The sequence below is a fragment of the Clostridium luticellarii genome (assembly GCF_002995845.1).
Lineage (GTDB): Bacteria > Bacillota > Clostridia > Clostridiales > Clostridiaceae > Clostridium_B > Clostridium_B luticellarii.
Genome location: NZ_PVXP01000068.1, coordinates 1 through 16,767, shown reverse-complemented (window position 1 = coordinate 16,767; position 16,767 = coordinate 1). Strand labels below are relative to the sequence as shown.

15 protein-coding genes and 1 pseudogene are annotated in these 16,767 nt (G+C 33.4%); 14 read left to right on the top strand and 2 right to left on the bottom strand.

Annotated features, from left to right (window positions below):
• Window positions 1–170 precede the first annotated feature (170 nt).
• Together CLLU_RS15395 and CLLU_RS15390 are read left to right on the top strand one after the other, a co-directional pair.
• On the top strand, window positions 171–1,478 hold the full coding sequence (locus tag CLLU_RS15395; protein WP_106010662.1) for a cation:dicarboxylate symporter family transporter: 1,308 nt from the start codon (window positions 171–173) through the stop codon (window positions 1,476–1,478).
• Window positions 1,479–1,528: 50 nt separating this feature from the next.
• Window positions 1,529–2,503 (top strand): ROK family protein, encoded by a 975-nt coding sequence (locus tag CLLU_RS15390; RefSeq protein WP_106010661.1) that lies wholly within the window; start codon window positions 1,529–1,531, stop codon window positions 2,501–2,503.
• A gap of 29 nt (window positions 2,504–2,532) precedes the next feature.
• On the opposite strand, the gene CLLU_RS15385 is transcribed toward CLLU_RS15390, so the two are convergent.
• Complete coding sequence (locus tag CLLU_RS15385) at window positions 2,533–2,895, bottom strand: hypothetical protein (RefSeq protein WP_106010660.1); 363 nt, start codon at window positions 2,893–2,895, stop codon at window positions 2,533–2,535.
• A gap of 131 nt (window positions 2,896–3,026) precedes the next feature.
• Between CLLU_RS15385 and CLLU_RS15380 the strand changes: the two genes are divergently transcribed.
• The 6 genes and pseudogenes from CLLU_RS15380 to CLLU_RS15360 all read left to right on the top strand — a co-directional run bounded on the left by CLLU_RS15380 (window position 3,027) and on the right by CLLU_RS15360 (window position 8,541).
• Window positions 3,027–3,950, top strand: coding sequence for a patatin-like phospholipase family protein (locus tag CLLU_RS15380; RefSeq protein WP_106010659.1), 924 nt, complete (start codon window positions 3,027–3,029; stop codon window positions 3,948–3,950).
• A gap of 78 nt (window positions 3,951–4,028) precedes the next feature.
• On the top strand, window positions 4,029–5,441 hold the full coding sequence (gene cysS / locus CLLU_RS15375) for a cysteine--tRNA ligase (protein ID WP_106010658.1): 1,413 nt from the start codon (window positions 4,029–4,031) through the stop codon (window positions 5,439–5,441).
• Window positions 5,442–5,655: 214 nt separating this feature from the next.
• Window positions 5,656–6,546 carry a potassium channel family protein gene (locus CLLU_RS15370; RefSeq protein ID WP_106010657.1) on the top strand — a complete coding sequence of 297 codons (891 nt, stop codon included), beginning with the start codon at window positions 5,656–5,658 and terminating at the stop codon, window positions 6,544–6,546.
• A 117-nt stretch (window positions 6,547–6,663) separates the two neighbouring features.
• Window positions 6,664–6,924, top strand: a pseudogene (locus tag CLLU_RS19480) (alanine--tRNA ligase-related protein); the annotation flags it as partial.
• A gap of 33 nt (window positions 6,925–6,957) precedes the next feature.
• The gene (locus CLLU_RS15365) at window positions 6,958–7,872 is read left to right on the top strand and encodes an alanyl-tRNA editing protein (protein WP_337955455.1); all 915 of its coding nucleotides are present in this window, start codon (window positions 6,958–6,960) and stop codon (window positions 7,870–7,872) included.
• Window positions 7,873–7,929: 57 nt separating this feature from the next.
• Window positions 7,930–8,541 (top strand): molybdenum cofactor guanylyltransferase, encoded by a 612-nt coding sequence (locus CLLU_RS15360; RefSeq protein ID WP_106010655.1) that lies wholly within the window; start codon window positions 7,930–7,932, stop codon window positions 8,539–8,541.
• A 1-nt stretch (window position 8,542) separates the two neighbouring features.
• Here the strand turns inward: CLLU_RS15360 and CLLU_RS15355 are convergent, their stop codons facing one another.
• Window positions 8,543–9,319, bottom strand: a complete 777-nt coding sequence (locus tag CLLU_RS15355) for a tRNA threonylcarbamoyladenosine dehydratase (RefSeq protein WP_106010654.1) — start codon at window positions 9,317–9,319, stop codon at window positions 8,543–8,545.
• Window positions 9,320–9,547: 228 nt separating this feature from the next.
• Between CLLU_RS15355 and CLLU_RS15350 the strand changes: the two genes are divergently transcribed.
• The 6 genes from CLLU_RS15350 (at window position 9,548) to CLLU_RS15325 (ending at window position 16,695) form a co-directional block, all read left to right on the top strand.
• Window positions 9,548–10,378, top strand: coding sequence for a carbon-nitrogen hydrolase family protein (locus CLLU_RS15350; RefSeq protein WP_273335710.1), 831 nt, complete (start codon window positions 9,548–9,550; stop codon window positions 10,376–10,378).
• Window positions 10,379–10,537: 159 nt separating this feature from the next.
• Window positions 10,538–11,935, top strand: coding sequence for a glycosyltransferase family 2 protein (locus CLLU_RS15345; protein ID WP_106010653.1), 1,398 nt, complete (start codon window positions 10,538–10,540; stop codon window positions 11,933–11,935).
• A gap of 75 nt (window positions 11,936–12,010) precedes the next feature.
• The gene (locus CLLU_RS15340; RefSeq protein WP_106010652.1) at window positions 12,011–12,724 is read left to right on the top strand and encodes a pseudouridine synthase; all 714 of its coding nucleotides are present in this window, start codon (window positions 12,011–12,013) and stop codon (window positions 12,722–12,724) included.
• 129 nt (window positions 12,725–12,853) lie between these two features.
• Window positions 12,854–13,729 (top strand): MurR/RpiR family transcriptional regulator, encoded by an 876-nt coding sequence (locus CLLU_RS15335; protein WP_106010663.1) that lies wholly within the window; start codon window positions 12,854–12,856, stop codon window positions 13,727–13,729.
• A gap of 167 nt (window positions 13,730–13,896) precedes the next feature.
• Window positions 13,897–15,258 (top strand): NADP-specific glutamate dehydrogenase, encoded by a 1,362-nt coding sequence (gdhA, locus tag CLLU_RS15330; RefSeq protein ID WP_106010651.1) that lies wholly within the window; start codon window positions 13,897–13,899, stop codon window positions 15,256–15,258.
• 213 nt (window positions 15,259–15,471) lie between these two features.
• Window positions 15,472–16,695: a BaiN/RdsA family NAD(P)/FAD-dependent oxidoreductase gene (locus tag CLLU_RS15325; RefSeq protein ID WP_106010650.1), complete on the top strand. Its 1,224-nt coding sequence runs from the start codon at window positions 15,472–15,474 to the stop codon at window positions 16,693–16,695.
• Window positions 16,696–16,767 lie beyond the last annotated feature (72 nt).

The window sequence follows — 16,767 nt, the reverse complement described above, 5'->3', positions numbered from 1 at the left end:
ATTATAAATTCATTAATTATAAAATTTAAAAAACTTTACGTATATTCAGGTATGATAATGTAGTTTTATGTATACCGATGGTAATATATATTTAAGACAAAAAGTATTTTGTTAGATATATATATGTTTACGTTTACTATAACCGTAATGATAATTGAGGAGGACTTATAATGAGAAAAAGGCTAAAAGGTGGATTGGCCACCCAAATTTTAATAGGGCTTATACTTGGGGTAGTAGTTGGGGCCGTGTTTTATGGAAATCCCAATGTAAGCAAGATTCTACAGCCTTTTGGAACTATTTTCATACGACTGATCAAGATGATAGTTATTCCAATTGTAATATCTTGTCTTATAATAGGTGTTGCTGGAGTAGGTGATATGAAAAAAATAGGTGTGCTGGCAATAAAGACAATAGTTTACTTTGAAATAATGACTACTATTGCACTTATTGTGGGAGTCATATTTGCAAATGTTTTTCATCCAGGAACAGGAGTTGATATGAGTACACTTTCCAAGACAAGTATCACAAGTTATGTAAATACCGCAAAAGAAGCTACCAATAAAGGATTTGTAGATACTGTAGTCAACATAGTTCCAACTAATATTGCAGAATCCTTGAGCAAAGGAGACATGCTTCCCATTATATTTTTTTCTGTTATGTTTGGGCTTGGAATTGCAGCTGTGGGAGAGAAGGGCAAGCCTTTGCTGAAGTTATTTCAGGGTACGGCAGAAGCTATGTTCTGGGTAACAAATACAATAATGAAAACTGCACCTATAGGAGTGTTTGCACTTATAGGAGTAACTGTATGCAATTTTGGGCTTAAATCCCTTGTCCCTCTGGGAAAATTGATGATATTGGTGTATGCGGCCATGATTTTGTTCATATTGATATTTATGGGTATAGCGGCCAAAATTGTAGGAAATAGTGTGTTTAAAGTAATAAGAATATTAAAAGATGAAATTTTACTTGCTTACAGTACAGCTAGTTCAGAAACGGTACTTCCAAGAATAATGGATAAGATGGAAAAATACGGATGCCCAAATTCTATCGTATCATTTGTAATCCCTACAGGCTACACTTTTAATCTGGATGGTTCCACACTTTATGAATCCATTGCGGCTATATTTATAGCACAATTGTATGGAATACATCTTTCCATTGGAGCTCAGGTAAGCTTGATATTGGTGCTCATGATAACTTCAAAGGGAATAGCTGGAGTCCCTGGAGCTTCTTTTGTGGTGCTGCTGGCTACATTAGGTGCTATGGGTCTTCCTGCAGAAGGTCTTGCCTTTATAGCCGGAATTGATCGTCTTTTGGATATGGCAAGAACTGTAGTGAATGTGGTGGGAAATTCACTGGCCAGTATATTTGTTTCAAGTTGGGAGCATAAATATGATAGTGAGAAAGGAAAAAAATATTACGAAAGCATAACAAAAAAAGGAAAAGCTTCTCAGATAGAAAGAGATATTACAATCTAGAATTGTGTTACAATATTAGTGACAAAGTTTTCAGATTGGAGGTAACTCAGTTGAAGGATAAATTTTTAATTGGACTGGATTTGGGTGGAACAAAAATTTGTGCAGCTGTGGTTGATTTGAATGGAAATATATTATGTGAGAAGACTCTGCCCACGGAGGTGTGGAAGGGAGAAATATTTATAATAGATACCATGGAAAAGATCATAGGGGATCTGATAAAAAAATTTGGAGATGACGGAAGTAAAGTATTGGGTATTGGAATTGGATCTCCAGGTCCCCTTAATAGAGAAAAAGGTGAGATAATTTTTACTCCCAATCTGCCTTTTAGAAATTTTAACATTGTAAATCCAATAAAAGAGAAATTTGGTATTCCAGTTTATCTGGATAATGACGGCAATGCAGCTGCTCTTGGAGAATATATGTTTGGTGCGGGCAGAGGAAACCAAAATATGATATATATAACAGTTTCTACAGGAATAGGAGGAGGAGCTGTGCTAAATGGAAATATATACAGGGGAAATACTCAAAATGCACTGGAAATAGGACATATGACCCTGGAAAAAGAAGGCCCGCTTTGCAACTGTGGAAACCGGGGCTGTGCGGAGGTTTTGGCGTCAGGTACCGCTATTGCAAAGGAAGCAGAAAGGGCTGTAGAGGAAGGAGTGCATACATCTCTCTCCGGATATGAGATTATAACTTCAAGGGAGGTTTTTAAAGAGGCGAAACTTGGGGACAGTATGGCTAAGAAAATACTGGACAGAGCTTTAAATTATTTGGGCATATGCGTTGCCAATGTGATGAATTGTTTTGATCCGGAAGTGGTAGTAATAGGAGGAGGTGTTTCAAGAGGGGGAAGTATAGTTATTGACAAGGTAAGCCGGGTAGTAAGTAAAAGATGTTTTAAGACAATAAGTGAAAATACGAAAATACTTCAGGCACAGCTGGGTCCATATTCAGGTGTTATAGGGGCAGCTGCCCTTGTGATTGCAGAATCCAAAAGGAATGACGAAAGTACTCCTTCTTAAACTCTCATTTAAGAAGGAGTACTTTTTCATTATACAAAATTTTTAATTTGACCTCCGGTTTCTCTTATGACTTCTTTTAATCTTTGAGAATCAAGAAGATCGGAGTTTATTATCACCTTGTAGCCTGTGTCTTCAATTTCTTTTGAATTTCCAAAACCGCCTGACATGGGACTGCCTGAAACAACTACTTTTTGGGATGAATTGCGTGTAAATCCTTCTGAATTTATCACATTGGAAAAATTCATACCAGCTCCTAGACCTGAACTGCTGTTATTTAAATCTATGTAATCATCATTTAAGTCCACAGTAGCACTGCTGAAACCTGCACTTTTAAGTTTTTCCACTGCATTATTGGCATTTTTTATACCATTGTAATAAACTTCAATTCTCATGTAAAATCCCTCCTTAATGGATTTATTTTTTCCACTCATGTGAAAATTATTCAAGATATGATGTTCAAACTCTGAATTTTGAGTGTACTTTTCACTATACAGCTACATATCTATATAATGAGGTGATTTAATTGAAAGCAGATGCTGTATTTGAAGGTGGAGGGGTAAAAGGTATAGGACTTATAGGAGCAGTGTGCTATTTTGAAAAAATGGGATATAAATGGAATAGATTTGCAGGAACTTCTGCAGGAGCGGTTATAGCTTCTCTTTTAGCTGTTGGATATACAGGTCAGGAGCTTAAGAATATAATGATGAATTTAGATGAAAAGATGTTTTTTAAAAGAAAGGATATCTGGAAAATTTCCATGATAAAAAAGACTGTTTCACTTTTCAAGGACAAGGGTATATATTCTACTGATGTCATAGAAAAATATATAGAAGAACTTTTATTGAGAAAAGGCAAGGTGACTTTTGGAGATATAAGTTCAAATGGTGAGTCACCTCTTAAAATAATAGCTTCCGATATAACGAAAAAGTCCATGCTCATACTGCCCGATGATTTAGCGGATTACGGAATAAACCCCATGAAATTTAAAATAGCTGAGGCAGTGAGAATGAGTATAAGTATACCGCTGTATTTTAAACCGGTAAAATTTTATTATGGAAACAAGTGCAGTTATATAGTGGATGGCGGATTGCTCAGCAATTTTCCAATATGGATATTTGACAGCAAGAATATTCCCAGCTGGCCTACTATAGGTTTTAAATTGACGGAGAAGAATGTAGATCATAATGAGTCCAGAGGGATGGATTTTATTTCATATCTGTTTGATATAATGGGAACCATATTTGATAAAAATGAAGAAGTTTATGTAAAAGATAAATATGCAGTAAGGACGGTGTTTATTCCCACTCTTGGCGTTGGAACCACAGAATTTAATATATCCAAAGATATGAGATTGAAGTTATTTGAGTCAGGTTATAAAAGTGCCCAGAGGTTTTTACATCTTTGGGATTTTGATAATTATATAAGAGAATATGTGGTAAGAAAATAAATTGTTGAATTATATTACCGTTGTGGTAATATTTATATATATAATGCTAAAAGGTTACAGTAATAAGGGGAGATAAGTATGAATTTTTATATTTATAATACTATGAGTAGAAAAAAAGAAAAATTTATTCCTGTGCACAAAGGAAAAGTTGGAATTTATACTTGTGGTCCTACAGTTTATAATTATGCACATATAGGAAATTTGAGAACTTATATATTCGAAGATCTATTGAAAAAATCTCTTGAATATTATTCTTATAAAGTAGAGCATGTCATGAATATAACAGATGTAGGTCATTTACAGTCGGATTCGGATACAGGAGAAGACAAAATGCAGCTAGGAGCAGAGCGTGAAAATAAAACTGTATGGGAAATTGCCAAATTTTATGAAGATGCCTTTTTTCAAGATTGCAGGAAACTCAATATAGAAAAACCAAGTGTGGTCTGCAAGGCAACTGATCATATCCAGGATATGATAGATTTGATCAAATTACTGGAGCAAAAAGGATACACATATATATCAAATGGCAATGTCTACTATTCCATAGATAAATTCAAAAATTATAATAAGCTGGCGCATTTGAGTATGGAGGAACTGGAAGCGGGAAGCAGGGTAGAGATAGATGAGAATAAGAGGAATCCACTGGATTTTGTATTGTGGTTTACAAATTCAAAGTTCAAAAATCAGATAATGCAGTGGGATTCGCCCTGGGGAAAAGGATTTCCAGGATGGCATATAGAGTGTTCCGCCATGTCTTTAAAATATTTAGGAGATAGAATAGATATACATTGTGGAGGAGTAGATCATATTCCAGTACATCATACCAATGAAATAGCCCAGTCAGAGGCAGCGGTGGGTCATCAGTGTGTAAATTATTGGATGCATGGAGAATTTCTGGTAGTAAATGGTGGGAAAATGTCCAAATCAAGCGGAGAATTTTTGACTTTGTCAAAAATTCAAGAACAGGGATTTTCTCCTCTTGATTACAGGTATTTTTGCCTTCAATCAAGATATAGGAAACAACTGGCATTTAGCTACAGTGCTCTCAAACAGGCCAGGGATTCCTATAACAAATTAAAGGATAGGATAGCTGCTATAGTTTTGAGTGCAAAACAGGACGAAAGAGCAGATGAGGAATTAATAGATAAATACAGGTTAAAGTTTAAAGAACAAATAGGTGACGATTTAAATACACCAAATGCGTTTACAGTGCTATTTCAGGTTATCAAGGACAATGAACTCACGAATAAAGAAAAAAAGATATTGATAGAAGGTTTTGATACTGTCTTTTCATTGGATTTATTGAAAGCTGACAACATTAAAATGGAAGCTGCAGATGAAGATTTAATAAACAAATTGATAGCTGAAAGAAAAGAGGCCAGAGATAATAAAGATTGGTCTAAAGCTGATGAAATTAGGGATAAACTTAAAAATATGGGTGTAGATATATTGGATTCAAAAGATGGGACTACATGGAAGGCAAGAAAATAAGTATTGATTTTATAGGCTGAAAGAATTTAAATCGGATTTCAACGGATAATTGGAATATATTAAAAACACTGTTCATGTAATTAGCATTATATTGTTTCAGTGTTTTTAATATGTCAATTTTGCCTAAAAATATTCAGAGAAAAATTGATACTAAAATGTGATAATAAACTCTTCATATAAGTATAAATAAGTATACTAATATAGAGGTTATAATATGAAGCAGTTTGTTAATATATATAAAATCAGGAAAAAAAATATTTTGATATTTCTTGCGTTATTTTACATAATTATATTGCTCTGTTTCGGAATTATTTACTGGAATATTGCAAATGACTCCAATGGAGAATTCTTTATATTCCAAAATGATATAAACATGAATGCAAGGATAGAGATGTTTAAAGAAAATTCAGATATCAAAGTATACAGTAAAGAGTTTAGAAACAGTATAAAAAGTTTATTGTCCTCCAACGAATATAAAAGACCTGTTGCAAAATTGGAAACTATAAATGACTCATTTGATTCTACAAACGTATTTTCCTTTGAAAAAGTTTTAGGGGAGGACTGGGCCAATTATTATTATCTATTTTTTAAAGATAGGGGAATCACCCATATTTCTTTAGAAAATTTAGGACAAGATAAGATAAGTGGAAAATTCAACAGTTATAAAATAAAGATACATTTTTATAAAATGGATGAAGGTGAGAGATTTAAAGATTTTAAAAGATATTCAAAGAGTGATCAGGATAATTTTAAAAACATATATACCAGATATATATGGGTAAATGAATATCCTTCGTTGTACAGTGAATTTTTCAAAAAAAGATATTTTTATTATCCTTTAAATTTTTATTTTCCCGAACTCATGAAAAATTCCATATCTTTTTTAGATGACAGTCCTCTAGTGCTTAAATCGACAATAAATGAAAATTTTAAATATCCCCTGTGGAATTTCATGTATTTCAGTGCAGTAACTATGACTACTCTAGGATATGGAGATATTGTACCTAATTCGACTATAGTGCGGGTATTGGTTATGGTAGAAACCATATTGGGTGTGATGATTATAGGAGCATTTGCTTCTTGCTTATTTTGGAATAGGCAATAAAAAAATGCAGGTTTCGTTTTATATGGGAACTGCATTTTTTTGTTTCAAATGTTTAATTTACATCATAAATATTATGTAAATTAAAAAGAATGTAAACCAAATAAAGTATATAATAATAACAGGGAGTTGATAAAATTGACAGAAAAATTATTCTATGAAAATGCATATTTAAAAGAATGCAGATCAAAAATAGTAGATATACTGGAGGAAAATGGAAGAATAAAAGTAGTTTTGGACAAAACTATATTTTATCCTGAAGGCGGGGGACAGCCTTCTGATACCGGAACCATCGATGATTTGAAGGTAAGTTATGTATATGAAGATAATGGAATTATATATCACTGCATGGAAGACAGACCTAAGAATAAAAATGTAATTTGCAAAGTCGATTTTAAAAAAAGGTTTGATTACATGCAGCAGCATTCAGGTGAACATCTATTGTCGGGAGCTATATTTACCTTGTTTAATGGAAACAATAGGGGATTTCATCTAGGCAAGGATTATGTAACTATAGATATTGATATAGAACATATGGATCAGCGTATGGTAAAGAGAATAGAAAACCTGGTAAATGAATACATCTGTAGAAACAGTACTATAGAAACCCATATGGTTTCTAAAAGTGAAAGTAAAAAATTTCCATTGAGAAAGCCTGTGAAAAATGGTCTGAAAAATATAAGGATAGTTCAGGTCCCCAATATGGATTGCTGTGCCTGCTGTGGAATTCATGTATCTATGACCGGTGAAATAGGAATATTGAAAATATTAAAGGTAGAGAGATATAAAAAAATGACCAGAATATATTTTAAATGCGGCAGCAGGGCCCTGGAGGATTTTCAAGAGGAGCATAGGATAATTATGGATTTGAGCAGAGATTTTTCAGTAGATACATGTCACATAGAAGACAGCATAAATTCAGAAAGAAATGAAATCAAAGATCTGCTAGTGGAAAATAAGCATATGAGACAAGTTCTTGCCAGAGAAGAAGCAAAAAATATTATGGAAAATAATAGTTCAAATATAATTTTAAAGGGATATGACCGAAAAAAATTTGATCAGATCAAGCTCATAGCTTCTATTATTTCTAAAGAAGAATCAAAAAAATGTATATTGATTTTGTATTCAACTCTTGACAATAGGGTACTGTTTGCAAATAATCTGAATGTGGAAATCAATTGTGGAAAATTATTTAAAGACAATATAAAAGATTTTGACGGAAAAGGGGGAGGAAATGTCCATCAGGCCCAGGGTGCTTTCTCAGTGAAAGATGATGTGATAAAATTTTCAAATTTTCTGTATTCAAGTGTGGTATCAACGGTTTCTTAGGTTAGGATGAATTTTGTTTATTGAAAATAAATTGAAAGGAAGGCTGGTTAAATATATATGGGGATAGCAGATACAGCCATTATTTTATGCGGTGGCAAAAGCAGTCGAATGGGTTTTGACAAGAGTAAAATAAAAATGGGAGATAAATTTCTTATAGAACTTATGGCGGAAAAATTGGGGAATTTATTTGATACAGTTATTTTTGTAGCTGAAGACAAATATAAATTTGGAAACATAGGTTATCCTGTAATTGAAGATGTCAATAAAGGAAAAGGACCTGCAGGAGGAATACTTACAGGACTTAAGTTTTCTCCATCCAAGTACACTTTCTTTACAGCTTGTGATATGCCCTTTATAAATTTAGAATACATAAATTATATGTTTAAATTTACAGATGAAGATAAATTTCAGGTCGTAATGGCACAGCATGGACCAGACATAGAACCTCTATATTCCTTTTATTCTAAGGAACTCATACCTCGTTTTGAAAATTGCCTGCATGAAAATATTTTGTCTATCAGGAATATAATCCAGTATTCTAATATAAAATATATACCAGAGGACATACAGAAGAAATATGACAAATCCATAAGCATGTTTACCAATTTGAATTATAAAGATGATTTAAGTGTATTATATGATAAATATAAAATTGAATTCGGGAAATAGTTCATCTTCTATAGTGCCTGTCAGTACCATATAGTATGTCTTTAATGACTTCTCCGCCTATTATCATTCCTGCTACAGGAGGTACAAAGGAATTGCTTGCAGGTATCTGACGCTTGGCAAGGCATTTTTTAGAGCCTCCTACACAGACACAGCCTTCCTTGCAGGTTACAACCTCTTCAATTTTAGGCTTTCGGGGAACTTCTTCAGAATATAAAACCTTTAGTGATTTTATGCCCCTTTTTCTAAGTTCATGTCTCATTACTTTGGCTAAAGGACATATTCTGGTATCATATATATCGGATATTTTAAATTGTGTTGGATCCATTTTATTTCCAGCTCCCATGCAGCTTATTACATCTATATGGTGAGTTTTGCACCAGAGTACTAGAGATATTTTAGAAGATACAGTGTCAACGGTATCCACCACATAATCAGTATCAGCTGGTATGATTTCATCTATATTATTCTCTTTTACAAATGTGTGATGAGTTTCTACCCTGCAATTCGGATTTATGGCTAGAACCCTGTCCTTTAAAACATCCACCTTATATCTTCCTATGGTGTCAAAGGTAGCCTGTATTTGCCTGTTTATGTTGGTCAGACAGACAGTATCATCGTCTACGAGTACTATATGTCCTAAGCCGCTTCTAGCTATTGCCTCAAGGGTAAAGCCGCCTACACCACCTAGTCCAAATATTACTACGGTGCTTTCTTTTAATTTTTGCAGGGCTTCCGTACCAATTAATAGCTCTGTTCGTGAAAACGCATGTTGTTTCATTAAATGATCTCCTTAACTATAAAAATATTTATTCAATAAAATCAATTATATAATTTTAAACTTTTTTAGGCAATAGATCTTATTTCACTGACGCCATAGTGTGATTGAGCCTGACTTAAAATTATGTATTAACTATTAATTTTCTGGCAATTAATTGAATAGTTTAAATCAATAAACTATAATTATTAATATGTAAAAACATATGTGGGGAAAAGGGGTGTTTTTGTGGTGAAAGTAGGATTGTGTCAGATGATGGTCTCAAAATCCAGCAAAAAGAGCAATTTAAAAAGGGCCTGGGATATGATCCGTGAGACGGTACATAGAGGAGCAGAGTTAGTAGCTTTACCTGAAATGTTCAACTGCAATTACAATATAAAATATTTTAGAGAATACGCAGAGAGTACCTATGGACACGGTGAAACATTGGACATGTTATCATCTGCAGCAGAGAAATTTGGAATATATTTAATAGGGGGTTCTATACCTGAAATTGACCCAAATGGCATCTTGTATAATACTTCCTTTATCTTTGATGAAAATGGGAAACTAATTGGGAAGTACAGAAAAATCCATTTGTTTGATGTGAATATAAAAGATAAGATGAATTTTAGGGAATCTGACGTTTTGACTCCGGGCAGTGAAGTGCCGGTAATAAATACAAAATGGGGCAAAATAGGTGTGGCTATTTGCTATGACATAAGATTTCCCGAGCTCATGAGAATTATGGCATTGAAAGGTGCAAAGATTATATTTGTTCCTGCGGCTTTTAATACCACAACAGGACCTGAACACTGGGAAACACTGTTTAAAAGCAGAGCATTGGATAATCAGCTTTATATGGTGGGAATATCTCCTGCAAGAAATGCTAAATCCTCCTATGTTATCTATGGAAATTCTCTTATAGTAAATCCCTGGGGAAAAATAATAAATATATTAGATGAGAAAGAGGGAATACTAGTATCAGAATTAAATTTGGATTATATAGAAGAGGTGAGAAACTCTTTACCTGTTTTAAAAAATATGAAAAAAGATATTTACATTAAAAATATTATGAATTAACTTATAAGGTAAAATTATGTATAAATTCAGCAAATGGCATTAGTCAGAATATTTCAACTTATACAATGTAATTTAAAATTTGTGGTATTATGATATACGATATTTATGTATATTTGTTAGGGGACAATAGAATAAATATAATAGGGAAGGATTTTTGTGATGAAAGAGTTTATTTTTAATTTTACATTTATTTTTCAAATGTCAGTTTTTACAATCACAATGTATTATTTGATACTTTCTTTATTTGGACTTTATAAAAAGAAAGATAACGGTGCCCAGAATTGTGCTCCTAAAAATACTTTTGCACTGTTAGTAGCAGCTCATAATGAAGAAATGGTTATCGCGAAAATAATAGAGAGTTTAAAGGACATGGATTATCCTAAAGATATGTATGATATTTTTGTAGTTGCGGATAATTGTGATGACAACACTGCAAGCATAGCGAAAAAATATGATGTGAATGTATATGAGAGGAAGATTCCTGACAAAAGAGGAAAAGGATATGCTCTTGAATGGATGTTCAACAAGATATTTAAGATGGATAGAAAATATGATGCTATAGCTATCTTTGATGCAGATAATTTGGTTTCAAAGAATTTTTTGATGGAAATGAACTATAAACTGAGTAAAGGATACAAGGTTGTTCAAGGTTATGTTGACAGTAAAAATCCCAATGATTCGTGGATAACAGGTTCCTATTCAATTTCATTTTGGACCACAAACAGACTTTTTCAGCTGTCCAGATCAAACCTGGGTCTATCCACTCAAATTTGCGGTACTGGTTTTTGTATGGACACGGATATACTCAGGGAATTGGGCTGGGGTGCGACCTGCCTTACCGAAGATCTGGAGTTTACGTGCAAATTGGTGTTAAATGGTCATAAAGTGGGCTGGGCTCATAATGCAGTGGTATATGATGAGAAACCTCTGACATTGAAACAATCCTGGAATCAGCGAAAAAGGTGGATGAAGGGATTTACTGATGTATCCTCCAGATTTTTCTTTAAACTTATTAAAAAGGCTATAAGGGACAGAAGCTTCACGTCCTTCGATTGTGCTATATATACAGTACAGCCTTTTATGACACTGTTAATTGGTCTTTCAGTTCTCATAACTGTTTTACAGAATAATAATGAACATGGTTTAAACATATTTGTCATAAATTCGCTGTTTATACCGATTTTGTGGAAAGCATTTAGTATATTCCAGTTTTTGTTTACTCCGCTTATAATGACATTGGAATATAAGCTTTCCAAAAAAATGTTTTTTATATTTACATTGTATTCTCTCAATATAATAGTATTTTCATATATCTTTGGTTCCCCTACATTTATAGAAATGGTGGTTGGGAATATAGTATACCTGCTCATATTTGTATCATTTATATCCCTAAGCTTGGGCAAGGAGTCTCTTAAGATATTTATATGGTATCTGCTCTATGGGGTATATACCTTAACTTGGATACCAATAACCATACAGGGAATATTGGACAAGAATAACAAAGAATGGGATCATACCAAACATATTAGACAGATAGGTATACAGGAAATGGAATAGGAAGAAATCCTCAGTGATATATCATTGAGGATTGTTTTTTGTATTTTTAAGGTTAGTATAGGGGTGATAGATAATATGATTGAAAGGTTACAAAAATATATGGCCTGCTGCGGCATAGCCTCAAGAAGAAAATGTGAGAATATAATATTGCAGGGAAGGGTAAAAGTAAACGGAGTTACAGTAAATAAACTGGGACTGAAAATAGATGATGACAGAGATAAGGTTTCCGTGGACAATATTGTAATTAAAAAAGAGGAGAAAAAGGTATATATACTGCTGAATAAGCCAGTAGGATATATTTCCACGGTTAAAGATGACAGAGGGAGAAATACCCTACTTGATCTTGTAAAAGTAAAGGAAAGAATTTACCCTATAGGAAGGCTGGACTATAATACTTCAGGGCTTATAATATTGACTAATGACGGGTATGCATACAATAATATAGCCCATCCCAGGAGAGAAAAGAATAAGATATACATAGCTTTATTGAAAGGAATACCTTCTCGTGAAACCGTAGAAAGGTTTAAAAATGGATTGAGTATAGATGGATATGTAACTGCTGCTGCAAATTTTAAAATACTTCATATGGATAAAAATAAAAACACCTCAGAAGTTGAAATAAGTATACATGAGGGTAGAAACAGACAGATAAGAAAGATGTGTGATAAGATAGGATGCCCTGTACTTTCCCTGACCAGAACGGCTATAGGAAATATACAGTTGGGGGATTTGAAAGAAGGAAACTGGAGATATTTAAATAAGGAAGAAATTGATTATATAAGAAATTGATTTATATAAATATTTATAGTGAAAATAGATAAACAATTGAAAGATGACTTGATAATTTAATCAATAGATGGTAAAATGAAACAAATATTGCAATATAAATTAGAGGTAGGTAGAAAGGAATGAATGAAAATGGAAAATACCAATAATCCGGATCTGATAAGAACAATTCAGGTTAAATTTCCCAGATTGAGTAAAGGTCAAAAATTAATAGCAGAATATATTTTAAAACATTATGATAAAGCTGCATTTATGACCGCTGCAAAATTAGGTATAAATGTGGGAGTGAGTGAGTCCACAGTAGTCAGGTTTGCCAATGAGCTTGGCTTTTCTGGATATCCTAAACTGCAGAAATCTCTCCAGGAACTTATAAAAAATAAACTCACTACTGTACAGAGGATAGAATTGTCAAACGATTTCGTAAGCCAGGAAAGTCCTTTGAAAAGTGTTTTGAAATCAGATATGGAAAATATAAGAGCCACCCTTGAAAAGATAAATCATAAAACTTTTGACGATGTAGTAGATACCATATTTGAAGCTAAAAGAATATACATACTGGGTCTTAGAAGTTCCACTGCAATTGCAGATTTTCTGGGATTTTATCTAAACCTTATATTGGATAATGTAAAAGTAATTGGTTATGGAATAAGTGATATTTTTGAACAGATGATAAATTTAAAGGAAGATGATTTAGTAATAGGCATAGGATTTCCAAGGTATGCCACTAGAACTATTGAGGCACTGGCTTTCGCTAAAAGCAGAAATGCAAAAATAGTAGCTATTACTGACAGTCTTCTGTCACCTCTTGCAGCCAGATCGGATTATACTTTAATTGCCCAAAGCAATATGGCTTCTTTTGTAGATTCATTGGTGGCACCTTTAAGTGTAATTAATGCACTGATTATTGCGGTAGGATTGCGTGAAAAAGAGAAGATATCCTCTACCTTTGCAGATTTGGAAACTATATGGAAGGAATATCAGGTTTATTCTTTCAAAGACCAAAATTAGTCAAAATTAGGAAAATTGAAAGATATACAACAGGTTATTATAATTTTTAAAAGAATTTATGTAAAATGAGAAGGGATTTCGAATTTTGTATAGAATATATTATATGAGCTAAATTATGCAATTTATAATATGTGATTGTCAATCACGCAAGGAGGGTTTTACCACTTATGACTGAGGAAAAAGTACAAAATTATGTAAATGAAGTAATTGAAAAAGTAAAGTCTAGAAATTCGAATGAGCCTGAATTTTTACAAACGGTTGAAGAAGTTCTAGGATCCATAGGACCGGTATTTGAAAAGCATCCAGAGTACATTGAAGAAAATCTTCTGGAAAGGTTTTGTGAACCTGAAAGGCAGATAATTTTTAGAGTTCCCTGGGTGGACGATAATGGAAAGGTTCAGGTTAACAGAGGATTTAGAGTTCAATTTAATGGGTGCATAGGACCTTACAAAGGCGGACTTAGATTTCATCCATCTGTTTATATAGGAATCATTAAATTTTTGGGATTTGAACAGACACTCAAAAATTCACTGACAGGGCTTCCAATAGGAGGAGGCAAAGGTGGTTCAGATTTCGATCCAAGAGGGAAATCCGATGGTGAAGTAAGAAGATTTTGTGAAAGTTTTATGACTGAATTGTACAGACATATAGGTCCGGATGTGGATGTTCCTGCTGGAGATATAGGTGTAGGAGCGAGAGAAGTAGGATATTTATATGGTCAGTACAGAAGACTGAAGGGTGTATTTGAGAATGGAGTCATTACAGGTAAAGGTTTATCTTATGGTGGAAGTTTGATAAGACCCGAGGCAACTGGATTTGGTGCCACTTATTTCTGTGAAGAAATTCTCAAGCATGAAGGAACTGATTTAAAAGGTAAGACTGTAGCCATATCAGGATTTGGAAATGTAGCATGGGGAGTATGCAGGAAAATTACTCAATTGGGTGGTAAAGTTGTCACTATTTCCGGCCCAGATGGATACGTGTACGATCCAGAAGGAGTAACTACTGATGAAAAAATAAACTATCTTCTGGAGATGCGTGCTTCCGGAAGAGACAAGGTAAAGGATTATGCTGATAAATTTGGTGCTAAATTCTTCCCAAATGAAAAACCATGGGGAGTTAAAGCGGATATAGTAATGCCATGTGCTACTCAAAATGATATTCACCTGGAAAATGCAAAACAAATAGTTGCAAATGGTGTCAAATTTGTATGTGAAGTAGCCAATATGCCCTGCACCAACGAAGCTGTACAGTATTTTCTAAATAATAACGTAATAGTTGGGCCTTCAAAAGCAGCTAATGCAGGCGGAGTTGCTACCTCTGCACTTGAGATGGCACAAAACAGTGAAAGATTATCCTGGTCAGAAGAAGAAGTTGATGCAAAACTTCATAATATAATGATCAATATATATAATAATTGTAAGAATGCATCTAAAGAATATGGATTTGGGTATAACCTGGTAGCAGGGGCCAATATTGCTGGATTTTTAAAAGTGGCAGATGCAATGTATTCCCAGGGAATATATTAAAATCAAAAGATCACTCAGATGGGCGAATTATAGGATTCGCCTATTTTTACTTTGCAGTAAATTACATAATTATATAAAAGTTTTATTATAATTGCAATAGTCTGGAGAAATTTTAAATTAAAGATTTTAAAATTTATATTGAATAAATTCCTATAGTATATTACTATAAGAAGGTAATATACTTATTCTATTCCCAATAAGGTGTGTGAACTAATGGCAAAAGTAATAGTGGTTGGTGGTGGACCATCAGGCATGATGGCGGCAATAGCTGCTGCAAAAAATAATAATGATGTAACCATAATTGAGAAAAATGAAAAATTGGGCAAAAAGATGTTTATATCTGGAAAGGGAAGATGTAATATAACCAGCAGTAAATATATAGATGAGTTTTTTGATTATATTCCAGGAAATCCGAATTTTCTTTACAGTGCTCTATATTCTTTTACAAATGAGGATACTGTAAATTTTTTCAATGAATTGGGAGTAAAGTTAAAGGTTGAAAGGGGAGATAGAATTTTCCCGGAATCAAATAAATCCTCGGATCTAATTCAAGCCATGAAAAGACAGCTCGTAAAGGAAAAGGTATCAATAAAACTAAATTCAAGAGTAAAAAAGTTTATCTGTAGTGATGAAGTTATAAGTTCTGCTGTACTTGAAGATGATTCCACAGTAGAAGGGGAGTACTTCATACTCTGCACGGGAGGAGCGTCTTATCCACAAACCGGTTCTACGGGAGATGGATATAAGATAGCTCAAAAATTAGGCCACAGTATAACTACTTTAAATCCTGCTCTTGTACCTATTGAGATAGATGAGAGCTGGGTTAAAAAACTTCAGGGACTTTCATTAAGAAATGTAACATTGAGCATAGTAGATTCTAAAAGCAATATTCTATATGAAGAATTTGGCGAAATGCTTTTTACCCATTTTGGTATATCAGGTCCTATTGTACTCAGTGCAAGCAGGGCAGTAAAACAGAACACCAATTTGAAAGCAGTTGTAAATTTAAAACCGGCCCTGCAATTTGAACAGCTGGATAAGAGATTACAAAGAGATTTTTTGAAATATTCAAATAAGGACTTTAAAAATTCCCTGGATGATCTGCTTCCCAAAAAGCTTACAGAGCTAATTGTAGATTTATCCAATATAGTTCCAGATAAAAAATGTAATTCTATAACTAAAAAAGAAAGGTTGCATTTAGTGAATTTACTGCAAAATTTTTCAATGAGCGTAAAGGGTCTTCGTCCCATATCTGAGGCCATAGTTACTTCTGGAGGAGTGAATGTGAAGGAAGTAGATCCTTCTACCATGAGATCCATGATAGTATCTAATCTGTATTTTGCCGGTGAACTGTTAGATGTGGATGCCTATACAGGTGGTTTTAATATGCAGATTGCTTTATCTACTGGATTTTTGGCAGGGATTCAAATCAAGTGATTTCCTCTTTAAAGCTCATTTAAATATATTAAATTAATCTTATAAAATAAAGGATTTTATACTTTTTTATAG

Bases quoted from the DNA above. Each gene is read 5' to 3' on its own strand.
- CLLU_RS15395 (WP_106010662.1), top strand. From the start codon at position 171: ATGAGAAAAAGGCTAAAAGGTGGATTGGCCACCCAAATTTTAATAGGG.
- CLLU_RS15385 (WP_106010660.1), bottom strand. From the start codon at position 2,895: ATGAGAATTGAAGTTTATTACAATGGTATAAAAAATGCCAATAATGCA.
- cysS (WP_106010658.1), top strand. From the start codon at position 4,029: ATGAATTTTTATATTTATAATACTATGAGTAGAAAAAAAGAAAAATTT.
- CLLU_RS15370 (WP_106010657.1), top strand. From the start codon at position 5,656: ATGAAGCAGTTTGTTAATATATATAAAATCAGGAAAAAAAATATTTTG.
- CLLU_RS15365 (WP_337955455.1), top strand. From the start codon at position 6,958: ATGCAGCAGCATTCAGGTGAACATCTATTGTCGGGAGCTATATTTACC.
- CLLU_RS15360 (WP_106010655.1), top strand. From the start codon at position 7,930: ATGGGGATAGCAGATACAGCCATTATTTTATGCGGTGGCAAAAGCAGT.
- CLLU_RS15355 (WP_106010654.1), bottom strand. From the start codon at position 9,319: ATGAAACAACATGCGTTTTCACGAACAGAGCTATTAATTGGTACGGAA.
- CLLU_RS15345 (WP_106010653.1), top strand. From the start codon at position 10,538: ATGAAAGAGTTTATTTTTAATTTTACATTTATTTTTCAAATGTCAGTT.
- CLLU_RS15340 (WP_106010652.1), top strand. From the start codon at position 12,011: ATGATTGAAAGGTTACAAAAATATATGGCCTGCTGCGGCATAGCCTCA.
- CLLU_RS15335 (WP_106010663.1), top strand. From the start codon at position 12,854: ATGGAAAATACCAATAATCCGGATCTGATAAGAACAATTCAGGTTAAA.
- gdhA (WP_106010651.1), top strand. From the start codon at position 13,897: ATGACTGAGGAAAAAGTACAAAATTATGTAAATGAAGTAATTGAAAAA.
- CLLU_RS15325 (WP_106010650.1), top strand. From the start codon at position 15,472: ATGGCAAAAGTAATAGTGGTTGGTGGTGGACCATCAGGCATGATGGCG.